The sequence below is a fragment of the Streptomyces sp. NPDC096105 genome (assembly GCF_044763335.1).
Taxonomy (GTDB): domain Bacteria; phylum Actinomycetota; class Actinomycetes; order Streptomycetales; family Streptomycetaceae; genus Streptomyces.
Window position 1 is genome coordinate 71435 of the sequence record NZ_JBIWGC010000024.1, and the last position, 18812, is coordinate 90246.

General features: G+C 69.9%; 9 protein-coding genes. 5 read left to right on the forward strand and 4 right to left on the reverse strand.

Annotated features, from left to right (window positions below):
* Positions 1-5: 5 nt before the first annotated feature.
* Positions 6-359: a cytidine deaminase gene (locus ACIQ8B_RS28265; protein WP_403550660.1), complete on the forward strand. Its 354-nt coding sequence runs from the start codon at positions 6-8 to the stop codon at positions 357-359.
* An 886-nt stretch (positions 360-1245) separates the two neighbouring features.
* Entirely contained in the window at positions 1246-2586 is a 1341-nt protein-coding gene (locus ACIQ8B_RS28270) for a GH1 family beta-glucosidase (RefSeq protein ID WP_403550662.1), read from the forward strand.
* A 3-nt stretch (positions 2587-2589) separates the two neighbouring features.
* Here ACIQ8B_RS28270 and era read toward each other — a convergent pair whose 3' ends face one another.
* A complete protein-coding gene (era, locus tag ACIQ8B_RS28275; protein WP_403550664.1) occupies positions 2590-3543 on the reverse strand; it encodes a GTPase Era in 954 nt (317 codons plus the stop codon).
* 98 nt (positions 3544-3641) lie between these two features.
* Positions 3642-6500, reverse strand: a complete 2859-nt coding sequence (locus tag ACIQ8B_RS28280) for an FG-GAP-like repeat-containing protein (RefSeq protein ID WP_403550666.1) — start codon at positions 6498-6500, stop codon at positions 3642-3644.
* Here ACIQ8B_RS28280 and ACIQ8B_RS28285 point away from each other — a divergent pair.
* Positions 6451-14256 carry a ricin-type beta-trefoil lectin domain protein gene (locus tag ACIQ8B_RS28285; RefSeq protein ID WP_403550703.1) on the forward strand — a complete coding sequence of 2602 codons (7806 nt, stop codon included), beginning with the start codon at positions 6451-6453 and terminating at the stop codon, positions 14254-14256. The two genes, ACIQ8B_RS28280 and ACIQ8B_RS28285, sit on opposite strands and share 50 nt — an antisense overlap.
* A gap of 138 nt (positions 14257-14394) precedes the next feature.
* Positions 14395-15126 (forward strand): hypothetical protein, encoded by a 732-nt coding sequence (locus ACIQ8B_RS28290; protein ID WP_403550668.1) that lies wholly within the window; start codon positions 14395-14397, stop codon positions 15124-15126.
* A gap of 251 nt (positions 15127-15377) precedes the next feature.
* Here ACIQ8B_RS28290 and ACIQ8B_RS28295 read toward each other — a convergent pair whose 3' ends face one another.
* The gene (locus ACIQ8B_RS28295) at positions 15378-15644 is read right to left on the reverse strand and encodes a protealysin inhibitor emfourin (RefSeq protein ID WP_403550670.1); all 267 of its coding nucleotides are present in this window, start codon (positions 15642-15644) and stop codon (positions 15378-15380) included.
* Between the two features lie 20 nt (positions 15645-15664).
* Positions 15665-16735 carry a M4 family metallopeptidase gene (locus ACIQ8B_RS28300; protein WP_403550672.1) on the reverse strand — a complete coding sequence of 357 codons (1071 nt, stop codon included), beginning with the start codon at positions 16733-16735 and terminating at the stop codon, positions 15665-15667.
* Between the two features lie 338 nt (positions 16736-17073).
* Between ACIQ8B_RS28300 and leuA the strand changes: the two genes are divergently transcribed.
* On the forward strand, positions 17074-18795 hold the full coding sequence (gene leuA / locus ACIQ8B_RS28305) for a 2-isopropylmalate synthase (RefSeq protein WP_403550674.1): 1722 nt from the start codon (positions 17074-17076) through the stop codon (positions 18793-18795).
* The last annotated feature ends 17 nt before the right edge of the window (positions 18796-18812 follow it).

Here is an 18812-nt window from a genome sequence, read left to right on the forward strand (position 1 = left end):
GGGTCATGACCGACACCACCGCCCTCGACCCCGAGGACCGCAAGATCGTCACCCTGGCCCGCTCCGTCCGGGCCCGCAACGGCGTGCCCGAGGGCGCGGCCGTACGCGACGAGACCGGCCGCACGTACGTCGCCGGCACCGTCGCCCTGGACTCGCTGAAGCTCAGCGCGCTGCGCACGGCGGTGGCGATGGCGGTGGCGTCCGGCGCGACGTCGCTGGAGGCGGCGGCGGTGGTGACGGAGGCGGAGTCGGCCTCCGCGGAGGACCGCGCGGCGGTACGGGACCTGGGCGGGGCGGACACGCCGGTGCTGGTGGCCGGCCCGGACGGCACGGTCCGCGAGACGCTCACGGCGGGCTGATCCGGCCCGCCCGCACGCGTCGCGCGACGCCTCTCGCGTATCAAGGGACACGTCGGCCCGGCAGGAGGCCGTCGGCCGGCGTGGCCCCGGGCCGGCGACCGTCAACGCCGACTGCGGCAGCTACGGCGGCGGTGCGGAGCGGCAGATCGAGCCCACCACGTCCGCTGCCGAGGTGCGGCTGACGGCAGAGCTGAACGCGCCGCACGCGGAGCGGCAGCGGCTCATCACCGAGGCCGCCCGCGTCAAGGCCGCCAAGAAGTCCTCCGACCGGTGGTGACCATCGGCTCACTCTGTGCCTGCGCCGGCCGCTGGGCAGAACCGGCTGTACGGGCGGCGCGCCGGAGAGCCTCCGCGAGTACCTCCTCTCAACCAGTGACCAGAGTGCGCCACTTGTCCGCATGCATCACAGGTGTCACCACGACCGCCTGGAAAGGCCCCGGGGCGCGGAAAGCGATCACCAGCTCACCCGGCTCGTCGCCGTCCCGCACTTCAGTGATCTGAGCTCGGGAGGTTGCCAGCCGCCGTCCGAGGAGGTGAGTTCCGAGTTCGCTTTGAAGTGCACGTGGTCGTCGTAGACCTCCAAGACGCCCGCCCCCCGGGGGGCTTCGGGTGCCTCATAGGCGGTGGCATCGGCGACCAGAGCCCGCCCCGAGTTCACCGCATCGACGAATCGGTCGATCTGGGCGTTCGCTCTGCGACTGCTCCACCAACTGCGAACTCCCGCCCGGTTCCCCGTTCTCTGCTCACTTGATTCGCCCCGACAGTGTGTCGCCAGGGTGACCAGGCGGTACGCGGGGTCCAGTCCTGGGACGCGGACGCCCCGGTGACGTCGTGTCAGCGGCAAGGGCGTTGACGCCGAGGGGAACCGGTGCGGATGATCCGGGCCATGGTGACGACGCGTCCGATGCCCCGTTTCCCGGCCGGCTTCCTGTGGGGTGTGTCGACCTCGGCGCACCAGATCGAGGGCGCGGTCGACGCGCGTGAGGCGTCCGTGTGGGACGTGTTCACGGCCGAGCCGGGCCGGGTGCGGGACGGGTCCACGGCGGCCGTGGCCTGCGACCACGTGCGCCGCCACCGCGAGGACGTGGCGCTGCTGGCGGACCTGGGCGTGGACGCGTACCGCTTCTCGGTGTCCTGGCCGCGGGTGCGGGCCGAGGGCGGTCTGGACTTCTACGACCGGCTGGTCGACGACCTGCTGGCAGCGGGGGTGCGGCCGGTGCCGACGCTGTTTCACTGGGACCTCCCGGCGGACCTGGACTGGCTGGAGCGGGACACGGCGGAGCGGTTCGCGGAGTACGTGACGGGGGTCGTCGCGCGGCTGGGCGACCGGGTGACGAAGTGGATCACCCTGAACGAGCCCGCCGAGCACACCCTGCTGGGCCATGCGCTGGGCGTGCACGCGCCGGGCCGGACGCTGCTGTTCGACGCGCTGCCGGTGGCCCACCACCAACTGCTGGCGCACGGCCTGGCGGTACAGGCGCTGCGCGCGGCCGGGGCCGGTGACATCGGCGTCGCGAACTCCCACGGCCCGACCTGGGCCGCCTCCGAGGACGCGGCGGACGTGGCGGCCGCGGACTTCTACGACGTCCTGCTCAACCGCCTGTTCGCCGAACCGCTGCTGCTCGGCCGCTACCCGGAGGGCATCAGTGAGCTGATGCCCGGCGACGTCGAGGCGGACCTGGAGGTCATCGCCGAGCCGTTGGACTGGTACGGGATCAACTACTACGCGCCGACGAGGGTGGGCGCACCCCAGGGCGCCGAGGACGCCGAGAGCGCCGAGACCGAATTCGGCGGCGTCCGGATGCCGGCCGGACTGCCCTTCTCCGTACGGGAGATCGACGGGTACCCGGTGACGGACTTCGGCTGGCCGGTGGTCCCGGAGGGGCTGACCGAGCTGCTCACCGGCTTCCGCTCACGCTACGGCGACCGGCTCCCCCCGGTCGTCGTCACGGAGAACGGCTGCGCGTACGAGGGCCTGGACGACACCGACCGCGTCGCCTACCTGGACGGCCACGTCCGCGCCCTGCACCGGGCGGTGGAGGCGGGCGTGGACGTGCGCGGCTACTTCGTGTGGTCGCTGCTGGACAACTTCGAGTGGGCGGAGGGATACGCCCGCCGCTTCGGTCTGGTCCACGTGGACTTCGCGACGCAGCGGCGGACGCCGAAGGCGTCGTACGCCTGGTACCGGGAGCTGCTGCGCGAGCAGCGGGGCCGGCCCGGCCGGTGACGGTCAGAAGCCGAGGCGGCGCAGCTGCTTGGGGTCCCGCTGCCAGTCCTTGGCGACCTTGACATGCAGGTCGAGGAAGACGGGCGTGCCGAGGAGCGCCTCGATCTGCTTGCGGGACTTGATGCCGACGTCCTTCAGGCGCTTGCCCTTGGGGCCGATGACGATGCCCTTCTGGCTGGAGCGCTCGATGTAGAGGTTGGCGTGGATGTCGAGCAGCGGCTTGTCGGCGGGGCGGTCCTCGCGCGGCAACATCTCCTCGACGACCACGGCGATGGAGTGCGGCAGCTCGTCGCGCACGCCCTCCAGGGCGGCCTCGCGGATCAGCTCGGCGACCATGACCTGCTCGGGCTCGTCGGTGAGGTCGCCCTCCGGGTACAGCGCGGGGCCCTCGGGCATCAGCGGGATCAGCAGGTCCGCGAGCAGGTCCACCTGCTTGCCCGCGGTGGCCGACACCGGGACGATCTCCGCCCAGGTGATGCCCAGCTCCTTGCCGAGCTGGTCGACGGCGATCAACTGCTCGGCGAGCGCCTTGCCGTCCACCAGGTCGGTCTTGGTGACGACGGCGATCTTCGGGGTCTTCCTGATCCCGGCCAGTTCCTTGGCGATGAAACGGTCGCCGGGGCCGATCTGCTGGTCGGCGGGCAGACAGAACCCGATCGCGTCCACCTCCGCCCAGGTGGTCCGCACGACGTCGTTCAGCCGCTCGCCGAGCAGGGTGCGCGGCTTGTGCAGCCCGGGGGTGTCCACCAGGATCAGCTGCGCGTCCGGCCGGTGCACGATGCCGCGCACGGTGTGCCGGGTGGTCTGCGGCCGGTTCGAGGTGATCGCCACCTTCTGCCCGACCAGAGCGTTCGTGAGGGTGGACTTGCCCGCGTTGGGACGGCCCACGAAGCAGGCGAAACCGGCCCGGTGGACGGCGTCGGCCGGCTGGTCGGATGACTGGGTACGAACACTCATGCCGACCATTCTCCCTGATCGCCGGACCCGGTCGAACCACCGCGGGCCCCGGCTCCCGCAGGGGAGGCCGGGGCACGTCGGGGGTGTCGCCGCGGTCGTCAGCCGAAGGCCTTGACCGCGTTCCAGTCCACGTTCAGCACGGTCTTCACCGAGGGGCCGGTGCTGGCCCGGGACGGGTGGTAGATCCGGGTCGCGCCGTCGGAGCGCAGCCGCGCCCAGATGTCCGGGATGTCGTCGCCGTTGACGTCGGGGATGCCGAGCGCGGTCGCCACGTTGGCCTCCGACCAGTTGGTGCCGTAGCCCACGTCGCCGTTGAGCGAGTCGGCGGCGTGCTTCAGCGAGACCAGGTCGACGCTGCCGCTGACGGGGCCGGGCCGCCCGTGCCGGACGTACATGTTGCCGTTGTCCAGGTTGCGCCACAGCAGGTCGGGCGTCTTGTCGCCGTTGATGTCGGCGACGTTGACGATCTCGCGCCGGGCCCAGGCGCTGGAGGTCATCAGCGTGGCCTCCCGGAAGGTGCCTCCGGTGTAGCCGGACAGCGTCCAGAACTCGGTGCCGGCCCGCAGGACCAGGTCGGGGTGGCGGTCGCCGGTGATGTCGCCGACCGCCCTGATCTGGGTCCACGTGGAGGGCGCGGGGGCGTTCGACGGCAGCCGGATCGCGATCCGCTCGCCCACGTCGAAGCTGCCGTAGCCGTCACCGGGGTACAGCCACGCCTTGCCGTCCGGGGTCACCGCGAACAGGTCGGTGGTGCCGTCGCCGGGGAAGGCGTCCGCGTAGTGCGTGATCAGCGCGGCCTTGCCGGTGGCCGGGTCGTACCAGTGGTCCGCGGGGTGCAGCGTGGTCTCGCCGGTCCTGGCGTCCTTGGTGTAGGCGGCGCCGAGGCAGCCGTACAGCTCGCCGCCCTCGCTGCCGACGCAGTTCATCAGCTTGCCGGCCGCGTCCACGATGAGCAGGTCGGGGAGGCCGTCACCGCCGGTGTCCCAGGGCGCGTCGGCCTTGTCCCGGGGCGGGACGTAGAAGGCGTAGTCGGTGCGGACGCTCTGGTTGCCGTAGGCGTCGTAGGCGTGGACCAGCAGCCAGTTCGGTCCCGCGTGGGCGGGCGCCAGGCTCACGGTCGCCTTTCCGCCCGTGGCCGGCACCTCGGTCCACCCCAGGCCCTCGATGGTGTAGCGGAACCTCGTCGCGCCGGTCGAGACGAACGTCACCGAGCCGGTCGTGCCGAAGGGGTTCTTCGCCCAGGTCAGGCCGTCGGAGGTGGCCTCTGGGAAGTCCTCGGTCTCGATCTCGGGCTGCGGTGGGGCGGTGGCGTCGACGGTGATCCGGCAGGGTTCGTTGGTGTTCGGCGGGAAGTAGCTGGACGCCGCGTTCTCGGTGTCCACCGCGCGCACGTCCCACGAGTAGGTGGTCTTGTCGGTCAGGGGGAAGGTGACGGGGATCTGCACCGTGGCGGTGCCGCTGGAGTTCGGTTTGGCGATCCTGGCCGCCGGGACCGTCCCGCCGTTCTTCCAGAAGCGGAACTGCAGCTCACGGAGGTTGCCGTCGGCGTCCTTGGCGTTCGCCGACAGGGTGATGTTCGTCTTGCCGATGGTCACGCCCGCGCCGGGGCCGGGCTTGCAGGCGCCGCCGGGCGTGGACTTGCCGCCGGTCGGCTCGCTCGGCTTGCGGTTGTGGGTCACGCTCAGCGACGCGGAGTTCGCCCTGAACTTGCGCCAGGTCTGGGTGTCGGACTCGCTGGTGGCGCGCATGCCGAAGGTGATGGTGGACCAGCCGGCGTTCGCGCCCTTCTGGGCGGCCGCATCCACATCGAACGACTGGTAGGCATCGGGGCAGGAGCTGGAGGACCAGCCGTGCGCGAAGGTCTGATCGTCGACCCTGCTGCTCCAGGACGGCTGCTTGTTCCACGTCGTGCCCGAGGAGATCGCCCCGGTCAGCCAGAACTGGAACTCCCTTTTGGTGCAGGACCAGGAGTGGTTGTTGAGCACCTCGAACTTCGCGTCGGAGACCGTCGTGCCCTTCAGGGTGCTGTCGAACTTCATGCGCCAGAAGGAGCGTGCCGTGCCGTTCGTGTCGTCCTCGTGGCCGACGCGGGCGTCGGAGGTCCCGGAGCTGAAGTTGGTGCCGTTCCAGAAGCTGCTGTTCGGGTACGGCTTGTACGCCACCGTCCAGGCCAGCGACGGGGGGTTGATGGTGGGGTCGACGAACACCGGGAAGCGGGTGTCCGCGTCGGTCAGCAGCCCGGTCCTCCCCAGCCCCAGGTCGATGCGGGCCTCACCGGTGCCGTCACCCAGGAGCCGTATCGGCATGCGCGCCTGGCGTGCGCCGGGCTCGATGCCGCTGAGGCCGGACAGCCTCAGCACGTCGGCCGGCGTGGCCACGGAGGTGCGGGGTGCCGCGCCGGGCTCCGCCTCGGGGTCACGGCCCGAGGAGTCCCAGCCGAACGGCGTGGGGACGGCGCCGATCTCCCGGCCCGCCGCGTCGAGGATCGAGACGTGGCTGGAGTCGTCGGTGTAGTGGAACGTGGCCGTCTCGGAGCGCAGCCCGTACGCGACCTCGGCGAGCGCCTCGCTCCGGGCGGCCTCGCGGTCCTTGACGATCAGCAGCTGGGCGAATCCGCCCTCCTCGCGGGCGACCAGCAGCAGGTCGACGCCCGGGAGCACCTCCGGGTACAGCGCCCGGGGTCCGTCGAGCACCGGCTCGGGCAGCTCGCCCGGCCAGGTGTAGGAGACGGTGTGCCCGTTGAGATCCGTCTCGGCCAGCACCGTTTCCCCGGCGCCGGGTCCGCCGGCCAGCGGGAAAGGTCCCCTGTCCTGGCCGTGGCGCGTCCGCCCGGCCTCGACGGAGTCACAACGACGGCGTCGCCGGCAGGGCCGAGCGGCGACCGTCCTGTTGTTGTCCTCGACGCTGATGGTCACCAGCCTGAGCGCGGAGGCGTGGGCCGTCCCCGGTCCGGGCATGAGCCGTGAGTCGTCGCTCGACCTGCCCGAACTTCCCGAGGCCACCCCGGTCGACGGTGACGAGGAGGCCGAGAAGAACCTCACCACCGCGCCCGAGGTCCCCGTCGACCCCTACGCGCCGACCGCCGTCACCCCCTGGAAGGGGGACACCGGCAAGGCGATCCTGGCCGAGGACGCCGAGCCGGGCACCACCGTCGCGGTCACCAACGGCCTGCCCGTCGCGCTCGGGGTGCCCGAGGGCACCGACCCCGCCGCGATCGCCGGTGAGTGGACGGTCGACCTGGCGGGACCGTCCGTGTCCCAGGAGGCCGGCGTCGCGGGCCTCATCATGGAGGTCACCCCGCCGGCCACGGCGGACCCGGAGGCGCAGGTCGCGATCGCCGTCGACACGACCTCCTTCGCGGACCTCTACGGCCCCCAGGCGGCCGACCGCTTCGGCCTGGTGCTCCTGCCCGACTGCGTCCTCACCCCGAGCGAGGGCGAGTGCGCCGACGACGCGGGGACGCGGACCATGTCGGTCCAGGCCGGCACGGCGGCCCCCGAGCAGCTGCGCAGCACGGTGGAGGAGGTGCCGGCGAAGGAGGCGCCCACCGACGCGCAGGCGCCGAAGAACGCCACCACCCACACCGTCGTGACCGGCTCCGTGCCGGTCGCCGACCTGCTGGACGGTGCGACGGGCGCCCCCGCCGGCCCGTCCGGCGTCTCGGCCCGCACCGCGTCCGCCCGCACCGGCGCCGTCCAGGCCGCCGACTCCTCCGGCGCCCGGGTCATCGGCGCCATGGACACGGGCGCCTCGGCCGCCGGCGACTTCACGGCGACCCCGCTGCTGTCCGCGGGCTCCTGGTCGGCGGGCGCCTCGTCCGGCGCCTTCACCTACGCCTACCAGGTGCAGGTCCCGGAGACCGCGGGCGGCCCCATGCCGAAGATCGCCCTCGGCTACTCCTCGCAGACCGTCGACGGACGCACCTCCGCCACCAACAACCAGGCGTCCTGGATCGGCGACGGCTGGGACTACAACCCCGGCTCCATCACCCGCACCTACGCCAACTGCCGCCAGGACTCCAAGAAGGCCGGCGCCAACAACGCCACCCACCGCACCGCGGACCTGTGCTGGGGCTCCGACAACGCCACCCTCTCGCTCGGCGGCATGACCACCGAGCTGGTGTGGGACGAGGACCAGAAGCAGTGGTTCACCGCCAACGGCGACGGGTCGAAGATCCAGCGGATCAGGGACGGCAAGAGCGGCAACGGCGCGAAGGACGGCGAGTACTGGATCGTCACCACCCGCGACGGCACCCGCTACCACTTCGGGCTGAACCAGCTGCCGGGTCACACGCAGGGCAAGCCAGTCACCGACTCGGTGCTGACCGTCCCGGTGTACGGCAACCACCCGGGTGAGGACTGCTACAAGGCCGGTGACTGGGCCGGTTCCTGGTGCACGCAGGCGTGGCGCTGGAACCTCGACTACGTCGAGGACGTCCACGGCAACGCCATGTCCCTGTGGTGGAAGAGCGACCAGAACTACTACGCCCGCAACTTCAACTTCAAGTCCCCCGTCGTCTACGACCGCGACGGGTACTTGACCCGCATCGACTACGGCCAGCGCAAGGACAACATCTTCTCCGCGCCCGCCCCGGCCCGCGTCGACTTCCATGTCGACGGCCGGTGTTTCGCCGAGGGCTCGCTGACCTGCTCCGAGGAGAACTTCACCGACAAGGACCCGGGCAAGTACCGCATCTGGTACGACACCCCGGCCGACCTGCGGTGCGATGCCAGGAAGAAGTGCTGGAACGCCGGACCCACGTTCTGGTCCAACAAGCGCCTCACCGAGATCGAGACCTCCGCCCAGCGGCGCACCGACACCGAGGCCCGTCAGGTGGTGGACCGGTACACGCTGCAGCAGAGCTTCCCCGTCCTGCGCACCGGCCCCAACACCGCCCTGTGGCTGGAGTCGATCCAGCGCACCGGTTTCGGCCGCAGCGGGTCCACGAACGACAGCATCGCCCTGAACGCGGTGCGGTTCGAGCCGAACATGGACGACATGCCCAACCGGGTCATGCGTCCCGACGACCCGCGTCCCGGCTTCTCCCGCCTGCGCGTCGCGCGCGTCATCAACGAGTACGGCGGCGAGACCGTCGTCACCTACAAGGCCCCCACCGGCGACTGCGCCACCGGCACCGGACTGCCCGGCAAGAAGGACACCGCCGCGCTGAAGTCCAACACCCGGCTGTGCTATCCCCAGTTCTGGCACCCCGACCCCGAGGTCGAGGACATCGACTGGTTCCACAAGTACGTCGTGGAGTCCATCGAGGAACTCCCCAACGTCGACGGCGCGTTCGGCGCCCGCACCGCGTACGCGTACAAGAACGCCGGCTGGAAGCTCGCCGAGTCGGAGTTCACCAAGAAGTCCACCCGCACCTGGTCGCGGTTCGCGGGCTTCGAGCAGACCACCGTCATCACCGGCACGGACGAGCCGGCCGTCGGCAGCAAGCGCTCCAAGGCCGTCACCCGCTACTTCCGGGGCATGGGCGACGACGTGCCGGTGAAGGACATCACCGGCACGGAGATCGCCAAGGACCGTGAGGCGTTCGCCGGACGCATCGCCGAGGAGCTGACCTACACCAGCGCCACCGACGCCGACACCGACTGGCTGTCCCGCAGCGTCACCGTGCCCGCCGCCACCGAGCTGGGCCGGCGGGACCGCGGCGACGGGCTGAGCCCGCTGATCGCCTGGCGGGTCACCGAGCCCGAGGAGATCGCGTACACCAAGTCCTCCGGCACCGGCGACGACACCCGCACCCAGCGCGTCGTCCGGACGAGGACCACCTTCGAGGCGACGCACGGCCTGCCCACCCTGGTGGAGTCACTGGGCGACACCGGCAGGTCCGGCGACGAGTCCTGCACCCGGCTGGAGTACCTGCACCACACCGGCAAGAACCTCATCGGCCTCACCAAGCAGGCCCTGGTCTCGCCCACCACCTGCGCCGACGCCGACTTCGGCGACCTGTCCACGCTGAGCGGCGGCACCCGCACGGCGTACGACCACACCGCCTACGGCACGGCGCTCGGTGACGCCACCCGCGGCCTGGCCACCCGGACCTGGTCGCTCAACGGCACCGGCACCGGCTTCCAGGTCGACGGCGGCAGCAAGTTCGACGCGATCGGCCGCGTGGTCGAGCAGACCGACGCCGACGGCAACCCCGGCACCATCGAGTACTTCCCGCCCACCGGCCAGGTCTTCAGGGTCACCGAGACCAACGCCGAGGGCCACCAGCAGACGCAGGAACTGGAGCCCGGCCGCTCGACGGCGCTGAAGACGACCGACGCCAACGGCCACGTCAGCCAGGCGAAGTACGACCCGCTGGGCCGGCTCGTCGAGGCGTGGGGCCCCGGCCGCACCCCGTCCGCCTCCGCCGTCCCGGACTTCCGGGCCGTCTACACCATCCCCGCGTACGACCCGGACGACCCCGACCGCAAGCCCCCCTACGTCACCACCCACAGCCGCGGCAAGGACGACCGCGTCGAGACGTCCGTCGTCCTCTACGACGGCCTCGGCCGTGAGCGGCAGACGCAGGAGGAGGCCGACGGCGGCGGACACCTGATCACCGACACGCTGTACAACAGCTCGGGCGAGGTCTGGCAGACCAACAACGCCTACCTCACGCACGAGGCGAAGACCGGCGAGCTGTTCACCCCGCTCGCCGACACGTCGGTCCCCAACATCACCCGGTACAGCTACGACGGCCTCGGCCGCGTGGTGCAGGAGATGCCGTACCTGAAGGTCGAGGACCCGGCGACCGGCGAGTCCAGCTCCGAGCCGGTCCCCGCCCGCGCCGTCCGCTACGAGTACGGCGCCGACTGGTCGAAGGTGATCCAGCCCTCCGGCGCCTCCTCCTACCGCGTCTACACGGACGCGCTCGGCCGCACCGCCCGGGTCGACACCTTCCACACCGAGGCGCCCGGCGGCTTCACGTCGATGCGCTACACCTACGACGGACACGGCCGGCTCGTGAAGGCGGTCAACTCCGCCGACACCGCCCACCCGTGGACGTGGACGTACGACCACCGCGGCCGGCAGGTGACCGCCACCGACCCGGACACGGGCACGACGCGCACCACGTACGACCACCACGACCGCGTCCTGACCAGCAGGAACGCCCGCGGCATCACCGTCTGGAACCGCTACGACGTCCTGTCGCGCCCGATCGAGCAGCGCCTGGACGGGGCCGACGGCCAACTGCTGGCCACCTTCGGCTACGACTCGTCCCCGGGCGGCACGGGCATGCCCGCCACCGCCACCCGCTACACCGACGGCGCCGCCTACACGCAGACCGTCGACGGTTACACGCAGGACTACCAGCCGACCTCCACCACGCTGACCCTGCCGCAGTCCCTGGCCGACACCTGGGGGTTCAAGACCTCCTACACCTACGCCTACTCCTACGACGACACCGGCGCCCTGAAGGAGGCATCTCTCCCGGCGGTCGGCCGCCTCGACGCCGAGAAGCTCGTCGTCCGCTACAACAAGGACGGCAAGCCCCTGTCGGTCTCCGGCAAGGACTGGTACGGCGCCGACACGGTCTACGACGCCTACGGCCAGGTGCTGCGCTCCGCGCTGGGCGCCCACCCGTACCGGGTCTGGACGACGGCCTCGTTCGACGAGGGCAGCGGCGAGCTCAAGAGCCACTCGGTCCACCGCGAGCAGGCCGGTGACAAGAGCGTCGTCGGCGGACACCTCGTCTCCGAGCGGTCGTACACCTACGACCCGGCCGGCAACGTCACGTCCATCCGCGAGCACGCGGACGGCATCGCCGAGCGGCAGTGCTTCACCTACGACCCGCTCGGCCAGCTCAGGACGGCCTGGACCGCCAAGGAGCAGACCTCCTGCGCCGGGCCGGAGAACGGCGACGGCACGCTGAACGTGGCGGCCGGCAAGGACGACTCCGGCTACTGGCAGGAGTACGAGTACGACCTGCTCGGCAACCGCACCAAGCTGACCGAGAAGGACCTCGGCGGCACCACCGCCAAGGACGCCGTCACCACCTACGCCTACGGCAAGGCCGACGGCACCCAGCCGCACACGCTGACCAAGGTGGCGAAGACCTACACCACCCCGCAGGGCGCCCAGGTCAAGGCCGAGGCCGAGCGGCTCTACGAGCTGACCGGCGAGACCAGGTCCGTCACCTCCGTCGAGAACGGCGACAAGCAGGAGCTGACCTGGACCTACGACGGCAAGGTCGACCGCATCAAGGGCCAGGGCACGGGCGGCAGGACCCCGTACGTGGGACTGGCCGACAAGTGCCTGGACCTGAAGAGCGGCCACGCGGTCGCCGGTCAGCCGATCCAGCTCTACAGCTGCAACACGTCCGTGGCCCAGAGCTGGCGCTTCGCCGTCGCTCCGGGGGCGGCGCAGACCGACCCCGACCGGGGCACGCTCACCGTCTACGACGACTGGTGCGTGCAGCCCTCGGGCAACACCGCCGGCGCCGCGGTCCAGCTGCAGAAGTGCGACGGCTCGTCGGGGCAGGAGCTGAAGCGGAACGCCTCCGCCCAGCTCGTCCACGTCGCCTCCGGCCTGTGCCTCACGGTCCAGGGCGGCAACTCCGCCAACGCCGCCCCGGTGGTGCTCGCCACCTGTGACGCGAGCAAGGCCGAGCAGCAGTGGTCGCCGCAGAACGACACCCGTTATGTCTACGGCCCCGACGGCGTGCAGCTGCTGACCATCAAGGGCAAGCAGGCCACGCTGCACCTGGGCGAGGCCGAGGTCACCGTCCAGCGCGGCGGCGTCCTGGTCAACACCCAGCGGACCTACTCCGCCCCGGGTGGCGCGGTCATGCGTTACGCGTACGGCAACGGCGTCGAGCGGCTGGTGGCCCTCACCGGTGATCATCAGGGCAGCACGTACGCGGAGGTGGTGCTCGACGATCCCATGTCGGTGCGGATCCGCAAGCAGGACCCGTTCGGCAACCAGCGCGGTGCGGACGCGATCGGCGTCAACTTCCAGGCCCACACGGGCTTCCTGGGCGCCACCCGGGACGACTCCTCCGGCTACCAGCCGCTGGGGGCCCGCCTGTACGACCCGGTGGTGGGACGGTTCCTGTCCGCCGACCCGGTGCTGGACCTGAACGACCTGCTGCAGTCCAACGGCTACGCCTACGCGCACAACAACCCGGTGACGATGTCCGACCCGACGGGTCTGGCCATCAGCCTGACCGCCTCCGAGCGGGCCGCGGCCCTGGCGGGCGCGGGCCTGTCCGCGGCCCAGGTCGCCCAGGCGCAGGCCACCATGGGCAAGTCGCTCACCTCGGTGATCATGGGTGCGGCGTGGAGCACGCTGAAGGACTTCATCGGCATCAGCGACGCGATGGCCTGCTTCGGCGGTGACATGTGGTCGTGCGGCAGCCTGATCATCGGGGCGATCCCCTGGACCAAGCTGGGCAAGATCCCCTCGGTGCTCAAGGCCGTGGACCGCACGATCGACGCGATCCAGGCCTTCCGCAAGGCGAAGAAGGCGGCCGAGGCGGTGCTGAGGGCCGCCAAGGCGGCCGAGGCGGCGGCGCTGAAGGCCAAGAAGGCCGCGATCGAGAAGGCGAAGAAGGAAGCCGCGCAACGCGCCAAGAAGAAGGCGGCGGAGCAGGCCAAGAGAACCTCCGACAAGGCGGTCGCGCAGACCAAGAAGACCGGTAACCCCGTCCAGAAGCAGGCCCAGGCCAAGGCCGCCCCGAAGGCCTCCTCGGTGAGCAACGGCTCCGCAGGCGGCAAGAGCGGCGGCTCCAAACCCGGCGGCAACTCCGGCGGCTCCTCCCGCAACAAGGGCGGCAGCAGCGGAAGCGGCGACTCCGGCAAGGCCGACGGCGAAAGCGGCGGCTCCTGCCCGACCGACAACAGCTTCGTGCCCGGCACCAAGGTCCTGATGGCCGACGGCACGACGAAGCCGATCGAGGAGGTCGAGGCCGGCGACAAGGTCGTCGCCACCGACCCCGAGACCGGCGAGACCCGCATCGAGACGGTCACCGCCGAGATCAAGGGCGAAGGCCTCAAACACCTGGTCAAGGTCGTCATCGACACCGACGGCGACAAGGGCGAGAAGACCGCCGAGGTCACCGCGACCGACGGCCACCCCTTCTGGGTCCCCGAACTCGGCGCATGGCTCGACGCCACCGACCTCCAGCCCGGCCAGTGGCTGCGCACCAGCGCCGGCACACACGTCCAGATCACCGCAGTCGAACGCTGGGCCAGTCTTGGCGCAACGGTCCACAACCTCACCGTCGGCGACACCCACACGTACTACGTACTGGCTGAGGACACGCCGGTCCTCGTCCACAACTGTGGCGGTAGCCAGGCGAATCATTCCGCCACTTGTACATGTGGATCCGGAGGCCAGCCGCGGCTCGCCAACGGGACGATGGGCAGCAATCCCAATACTTCTGCCAATCGCCTCGACCGCAGTAACCAGTACCCGAGTGGTTATCGTGCCACCACTCATCAGGCAATGAGGGCTAAGTATCACTACAACGGCAGTTGGCACGATCAGTACGGTAGTGTCATTCCGGACAATGAGCTGACCTACGAGCACCTGACTGCCGTGGTCGATCATTGGAACACTGTCGGCTACAACACGAGCCGAGCGGAAAGGAATGACTTTTACAACGATGTGGCTAACCTTGTCCCTATGCGCAGGAGCCTCAACTCCAGTCTTGGCGGCGGCATGACTGCCCGCTACAGGCAGGACACGGGCCCCAATTACTCTGGGTAGGGGAACCCGCAATCCCGGGGGAGTTGTGTCGCGTGCGGTAGTGTTCTAGCCGGGTCGGCGTGGGTGCGGTACAAATACCGTACCCACGCCGACCCGGCTTGGTGTGGCCCGTCAGGAGCAGAAGGAAGGAAGAATTCTGTGGGTATCGAGGAGGCTGTGTCGAGGATCGACGGGATCGAAGAATTCCCTGGCCTTGATCGAGCTTGGAGGTGGTCGCCCACGCCGAGCTTTGTTTTTTCGCTCGCACTGGACGAGGAGGGGGACCGACTTTATCAGGTGAATACGCTCGATTCATTCAATGAGGAGCTGGTCAGGGAAGTGCTGCTTTTCTCGCGGAATCACCCCATGGATCCGAGCGGGAGCGGGGAGGCGGTGACGGTGACTCCCGGATTTTCTTGCGAAGGGTACAGGTTCGACGTCATCGCTGCTGTCCCCTCGGCGGTGCACGGATACTATGCCGGGAGGGATGAGAGGCTGAACGAGGCTGTCACAGCAGTCTTTCCGGCCTACCGGTGTGAATTTTCGGGCAGCGAGAGCATCAAGGAAATCATGTACAGGTTCCATAGAATGCTCCGCGCATCAATAATGACACGCCCCCCTGTTCCCTTCTTGCGTATGAAACATGAGAACAGCAAAACTGGCGGGGGTAGCGTAGGATCTTCCCGGGGATTTACTACGCCAGATGTCCTACTCAATGAACTCAAGCTCCTCGAAGGGGCTCCAGGTAGCTTCGTGGAGTATGAAAACTTTCAGGGCGATATCTGGCGCATTGAGTGGGATGGTTCCTGGGTTGTGAACGGAATCAGTCGGCATGACCCGTTGTCGGACGAATGGGTCATGTCCTCGTTGGGTTGCCCCCCAGTTCGCTGAAAGGTTTATTCGGCAGGACGCGTTCAGCGGAATTTACTCCCGTTCCTGATGATTGGCCGGGTCGCGTCACCGGCCCCAGCGGACCGAGGAGTGGTCTGCCGTGCACAACGGGTGTTCCCGGAGGGTGATGGCCCTCCGGGAACACCCGTTGTGCACGGCACTCGCCGCAGGTGAGTGGGGATCAGTCGAAGGCGAACGGGCCCGGGGTTGTGGGGCCGTTGTCGTAACTTCGCTTCAGTCCGGGGAGCACGTCACGCGCCCTCCTTCAGCACCCTCCTGATCAGCACGCGCTGCTCCTCCGTCAGCCCCGGGTCCGCGCAGTGCACCGTTCTGCCGTCCACCGTGATCCGGTAGCTGAAACCGTCCGGGACGCCGGCCGGCGGAGTGGGTCCGCCGGCCGCCACCGCCTGTTCGGCCAAGGCGTGCCACTCCGCCGCGTCGGCCCGCCCAGAGGTGTCCACCTCGGCCTGCCGCTCGATGCCCGCGAAGCCGCCTGTGCGCCGTACCTGAATACGCATGGTCCGTGTCTAGTACGGAACTACAGCGTGCGCACCCCCACCCGCTCCCACGCCTTGGTCACCGCCACGAGCTCATCGCCCTCCCCGTACCGGGCGCGCGCCGCCTTCACGGTCAGCGTCGCGAAGTCGGTGAACTCGGCGTCCTGGGCCAGCTCCCCGCCGGTCAGCACGTCGTACCAGACCTGCCCGGCGCGCTCCCAGGCGTGTCCGCCGAGGGTGGTGGCCGCCAGGTAGAACGCGTGGTTGGGGATGCCGGAGTTGATGTGCACGCCGCCGTTGTCCCGGCCGGTGTGCACGTAGTCGTCCATCGTCGCCGGCTGCGGGTCCTTGCCGAGGACGTCGTCGTCGTACGCGGTGCCGGGCTCCTTCATCGAGCGCAGGGCCGTGCCGGTGACGCGCGGGGCGAGCAGGCCGGCGCCGATCAGCCAGTCGGCCTCCCCGGCGGTCTGGCCCAGCGTGTACTGCTTGATGAGCGCGCCGAAGACGTCCGACACCGACTCGTTGAGCGCGCCGGACTGGCCGAAGTAGTCGAGGTTCGCCGTGTACTGCGTGACGCCGTGGGCGAGTTCGTGGCCGATGACGTCGACGGCGAGGGTGAAGTCGAGGAAGATCTCCCCGTCCCCGTCGCCGAAGACCATCTGCTCGCCGTTCCAGAACGCGTTGTTGTAGTCGCGGTCGTAGTGGACCGTGGCGTCCAGCGGGAGCCCGCTGCCGTCGATGGAGTCCCGGCCGAACTCCTTCAGGAGCAGCTCGAAGGTGGCGCCGAGACCGGCGTAGGCGCGGTTGACGGTGGCGTCCTGGCCGGGGTCCTCGCCCTCGCCGCGCGCCTTCTCACCGGGCAGGTCGGTGCCGTGCCCGGCGTCGTACACGGTGCGCTGCGGCTTGCCCGGCTCCGCTCCGGCGCGCGTGGGGACGGCCGGTGCGCCGACCACCGTGGTCAGCCGGCGCTGGGTGCGCTCGTAGGCGTCGCGGCGCAGGGTGCGGCGGGCGGGTCCGTGGATCAGGGGGTCCTCGGACTGGGACAGCCGGTCGAGGACGTGCGGCGGGATGATGGTGCAGAAGACGGGCTCGTGGCCCCCGTTCGCGGTCATGTCAGCACCATCGCACCGTGTGACGGGGCTGTCACTGGCTGCTACCAACCTGCGACCGTGACGGATGAAATCCGTCCTCGTTCCGTCTCCGGACCCCGCGGGGAGTGGTATACGGCACTCTTTGTCCTGTTGGTCCGTCCGGTCCCGCATACTGATACGGACCTCCGCACGGTGGGCGACTCGGTTAAGCTCCGGAACATCATGGACTTCGGGCTGCTTCTCCTTAGCTGCCGCGGTGAGGGTCTGCGTTAGAGGCCGACCCCCTCCCCGCGGAGTTTGGCGCTGCGCCGTCGGCCGTCCCCCAGGACACCCCGCGGACCATCGAGGAGCCCCGCATCATGGCGAACCGCCAGCAGCCCAGCCCCATGCCGATCCACAAGTACGGCCGGTACGAGCAGGTCGACATCCCCGACCGCACCTGGCCCGACCGGCGGATCACCACCGCGCCCCGCTGGCTCTCCACCGACCTGCGCGACGGCAACCAGGCCCTGATCGACCCCATGTCGCCCGTGCGCAAGCGCGCGATGTTCGACCTGCTGGTACGGATGGGCTACAAGGAGATCGAGGTCGGTTTCCCCGCCTCCGGCCAGACCGACTACGACTTCGTCCGCTCCATCGTCGAGGACCCGGACGCCATCCCGGACGACGTCACCATCTCCGTGCTGACCCAGGCCCGCGAGGACCTGATCGAGCGCACGGTGGAGTCTCTGAAGGGCGCCAAGCGGGCGACAGTCCACCTGTACAACGCCACCGCCCCGGTCTTCCGCCGCGTGGTCTTCCGCGGCTCCAAGGACGACATCAAGCAGATCGCCGTCGACGGCACCCGCCTGGTGATGGAGTACGCGGAGAAACTGCTGGGCGACGAAACCGACTTCGGCTACCAGTACTCGCCGGAGATCTTCACCGACACCGAGCTGGACTTCGCGCTGGAGGTCTGCGAGGCGGTGATGGACGTCTACCAGCCCGGCCCGGGCCGCGAGATCATCCTCAACCTGCCCGCCACCGTGGAGCGTTCGACGCCGTCCACGCACGCCGACCGCTTCGAGTGGATGCACCGCCACCTCTCCCGGCGCGCGTACGTCTGCCTGTCCGCCCACCCGCACAACGACCGCGGCACCGCCGTCGCCGCCGCCGAGCTGGCCGTGATGGCCGGCGCCGACCGCGTCGAGGGCTGCCTGTTCGGCCAGGGCGAGCGCACCGGCAACGTCGACCTGGTCACCCTGGGCATGAACCTGTTCTCGCAGGGCGTCGACCCGCAGATCGACTTCTCCGACATCGACGAGATCCGCCGTACGTGGGAGTACTGCAACCAGATGGAGGTCCACCCGCGCCACCCGTACGTGGGTGACCTGGTCTACACGTCCTTCTCCGGCTCCCACCAGGACGCCATCAAGAAGGGCTTCGACGCCATGGAGGCCGACGCCAGGGCCAAGGGCGTCACCGTCGACGACCTCGAGTGGGCGGTCCCGTACCTGCCGATCGACCCCAAGGACGTCGGCCGCTCCTACGAGGCCGTCATCCGGGTCAACTCGCAGTCCGGCAAGGGCGGTGTGGCGTACGTCCTGAAGAACGACCACAAGCTGGAACTGCCGCGCCGGATGCAGATCGAGTTCTCGAAGATCATCCAGGCGAAGACGGACGCCGAGGGCGGCGAGATCACCCCGGCCGACATCTGGGCGGTCTTCCGGGACGAGTACCTGCCCAACCCGGACAACCCCTGGGGCCGCATCCAGGTCGCCGGCGGCCAGAGCACCACCGACCACGACGGCGTGGACACCCTCACCGTCCAGGCCACGGTCGACGGCGTGGAGACCACCCTGACCGGCACCGGCAACGGCCCGATCTCGGCCTTCTTCGACGCCCTGCAGGGCCTCGGCATCGACGTGCGTCTGCTGGACTACCAGGAGCACACGATGAGCGAGGGCGCCTCCGCGCAGGCCGCCTCGTACATCGAGTGCGCCGTCGGCGACAAGGTGCTGTGGGGCATCGGCATCGACGCGAACACCACCCGCGCCTCGCTGAAGGCGGTCGTCTCCGCGGTCAACCGCGCGGCCCGCTGATCAGCCGGTCGGGGTGA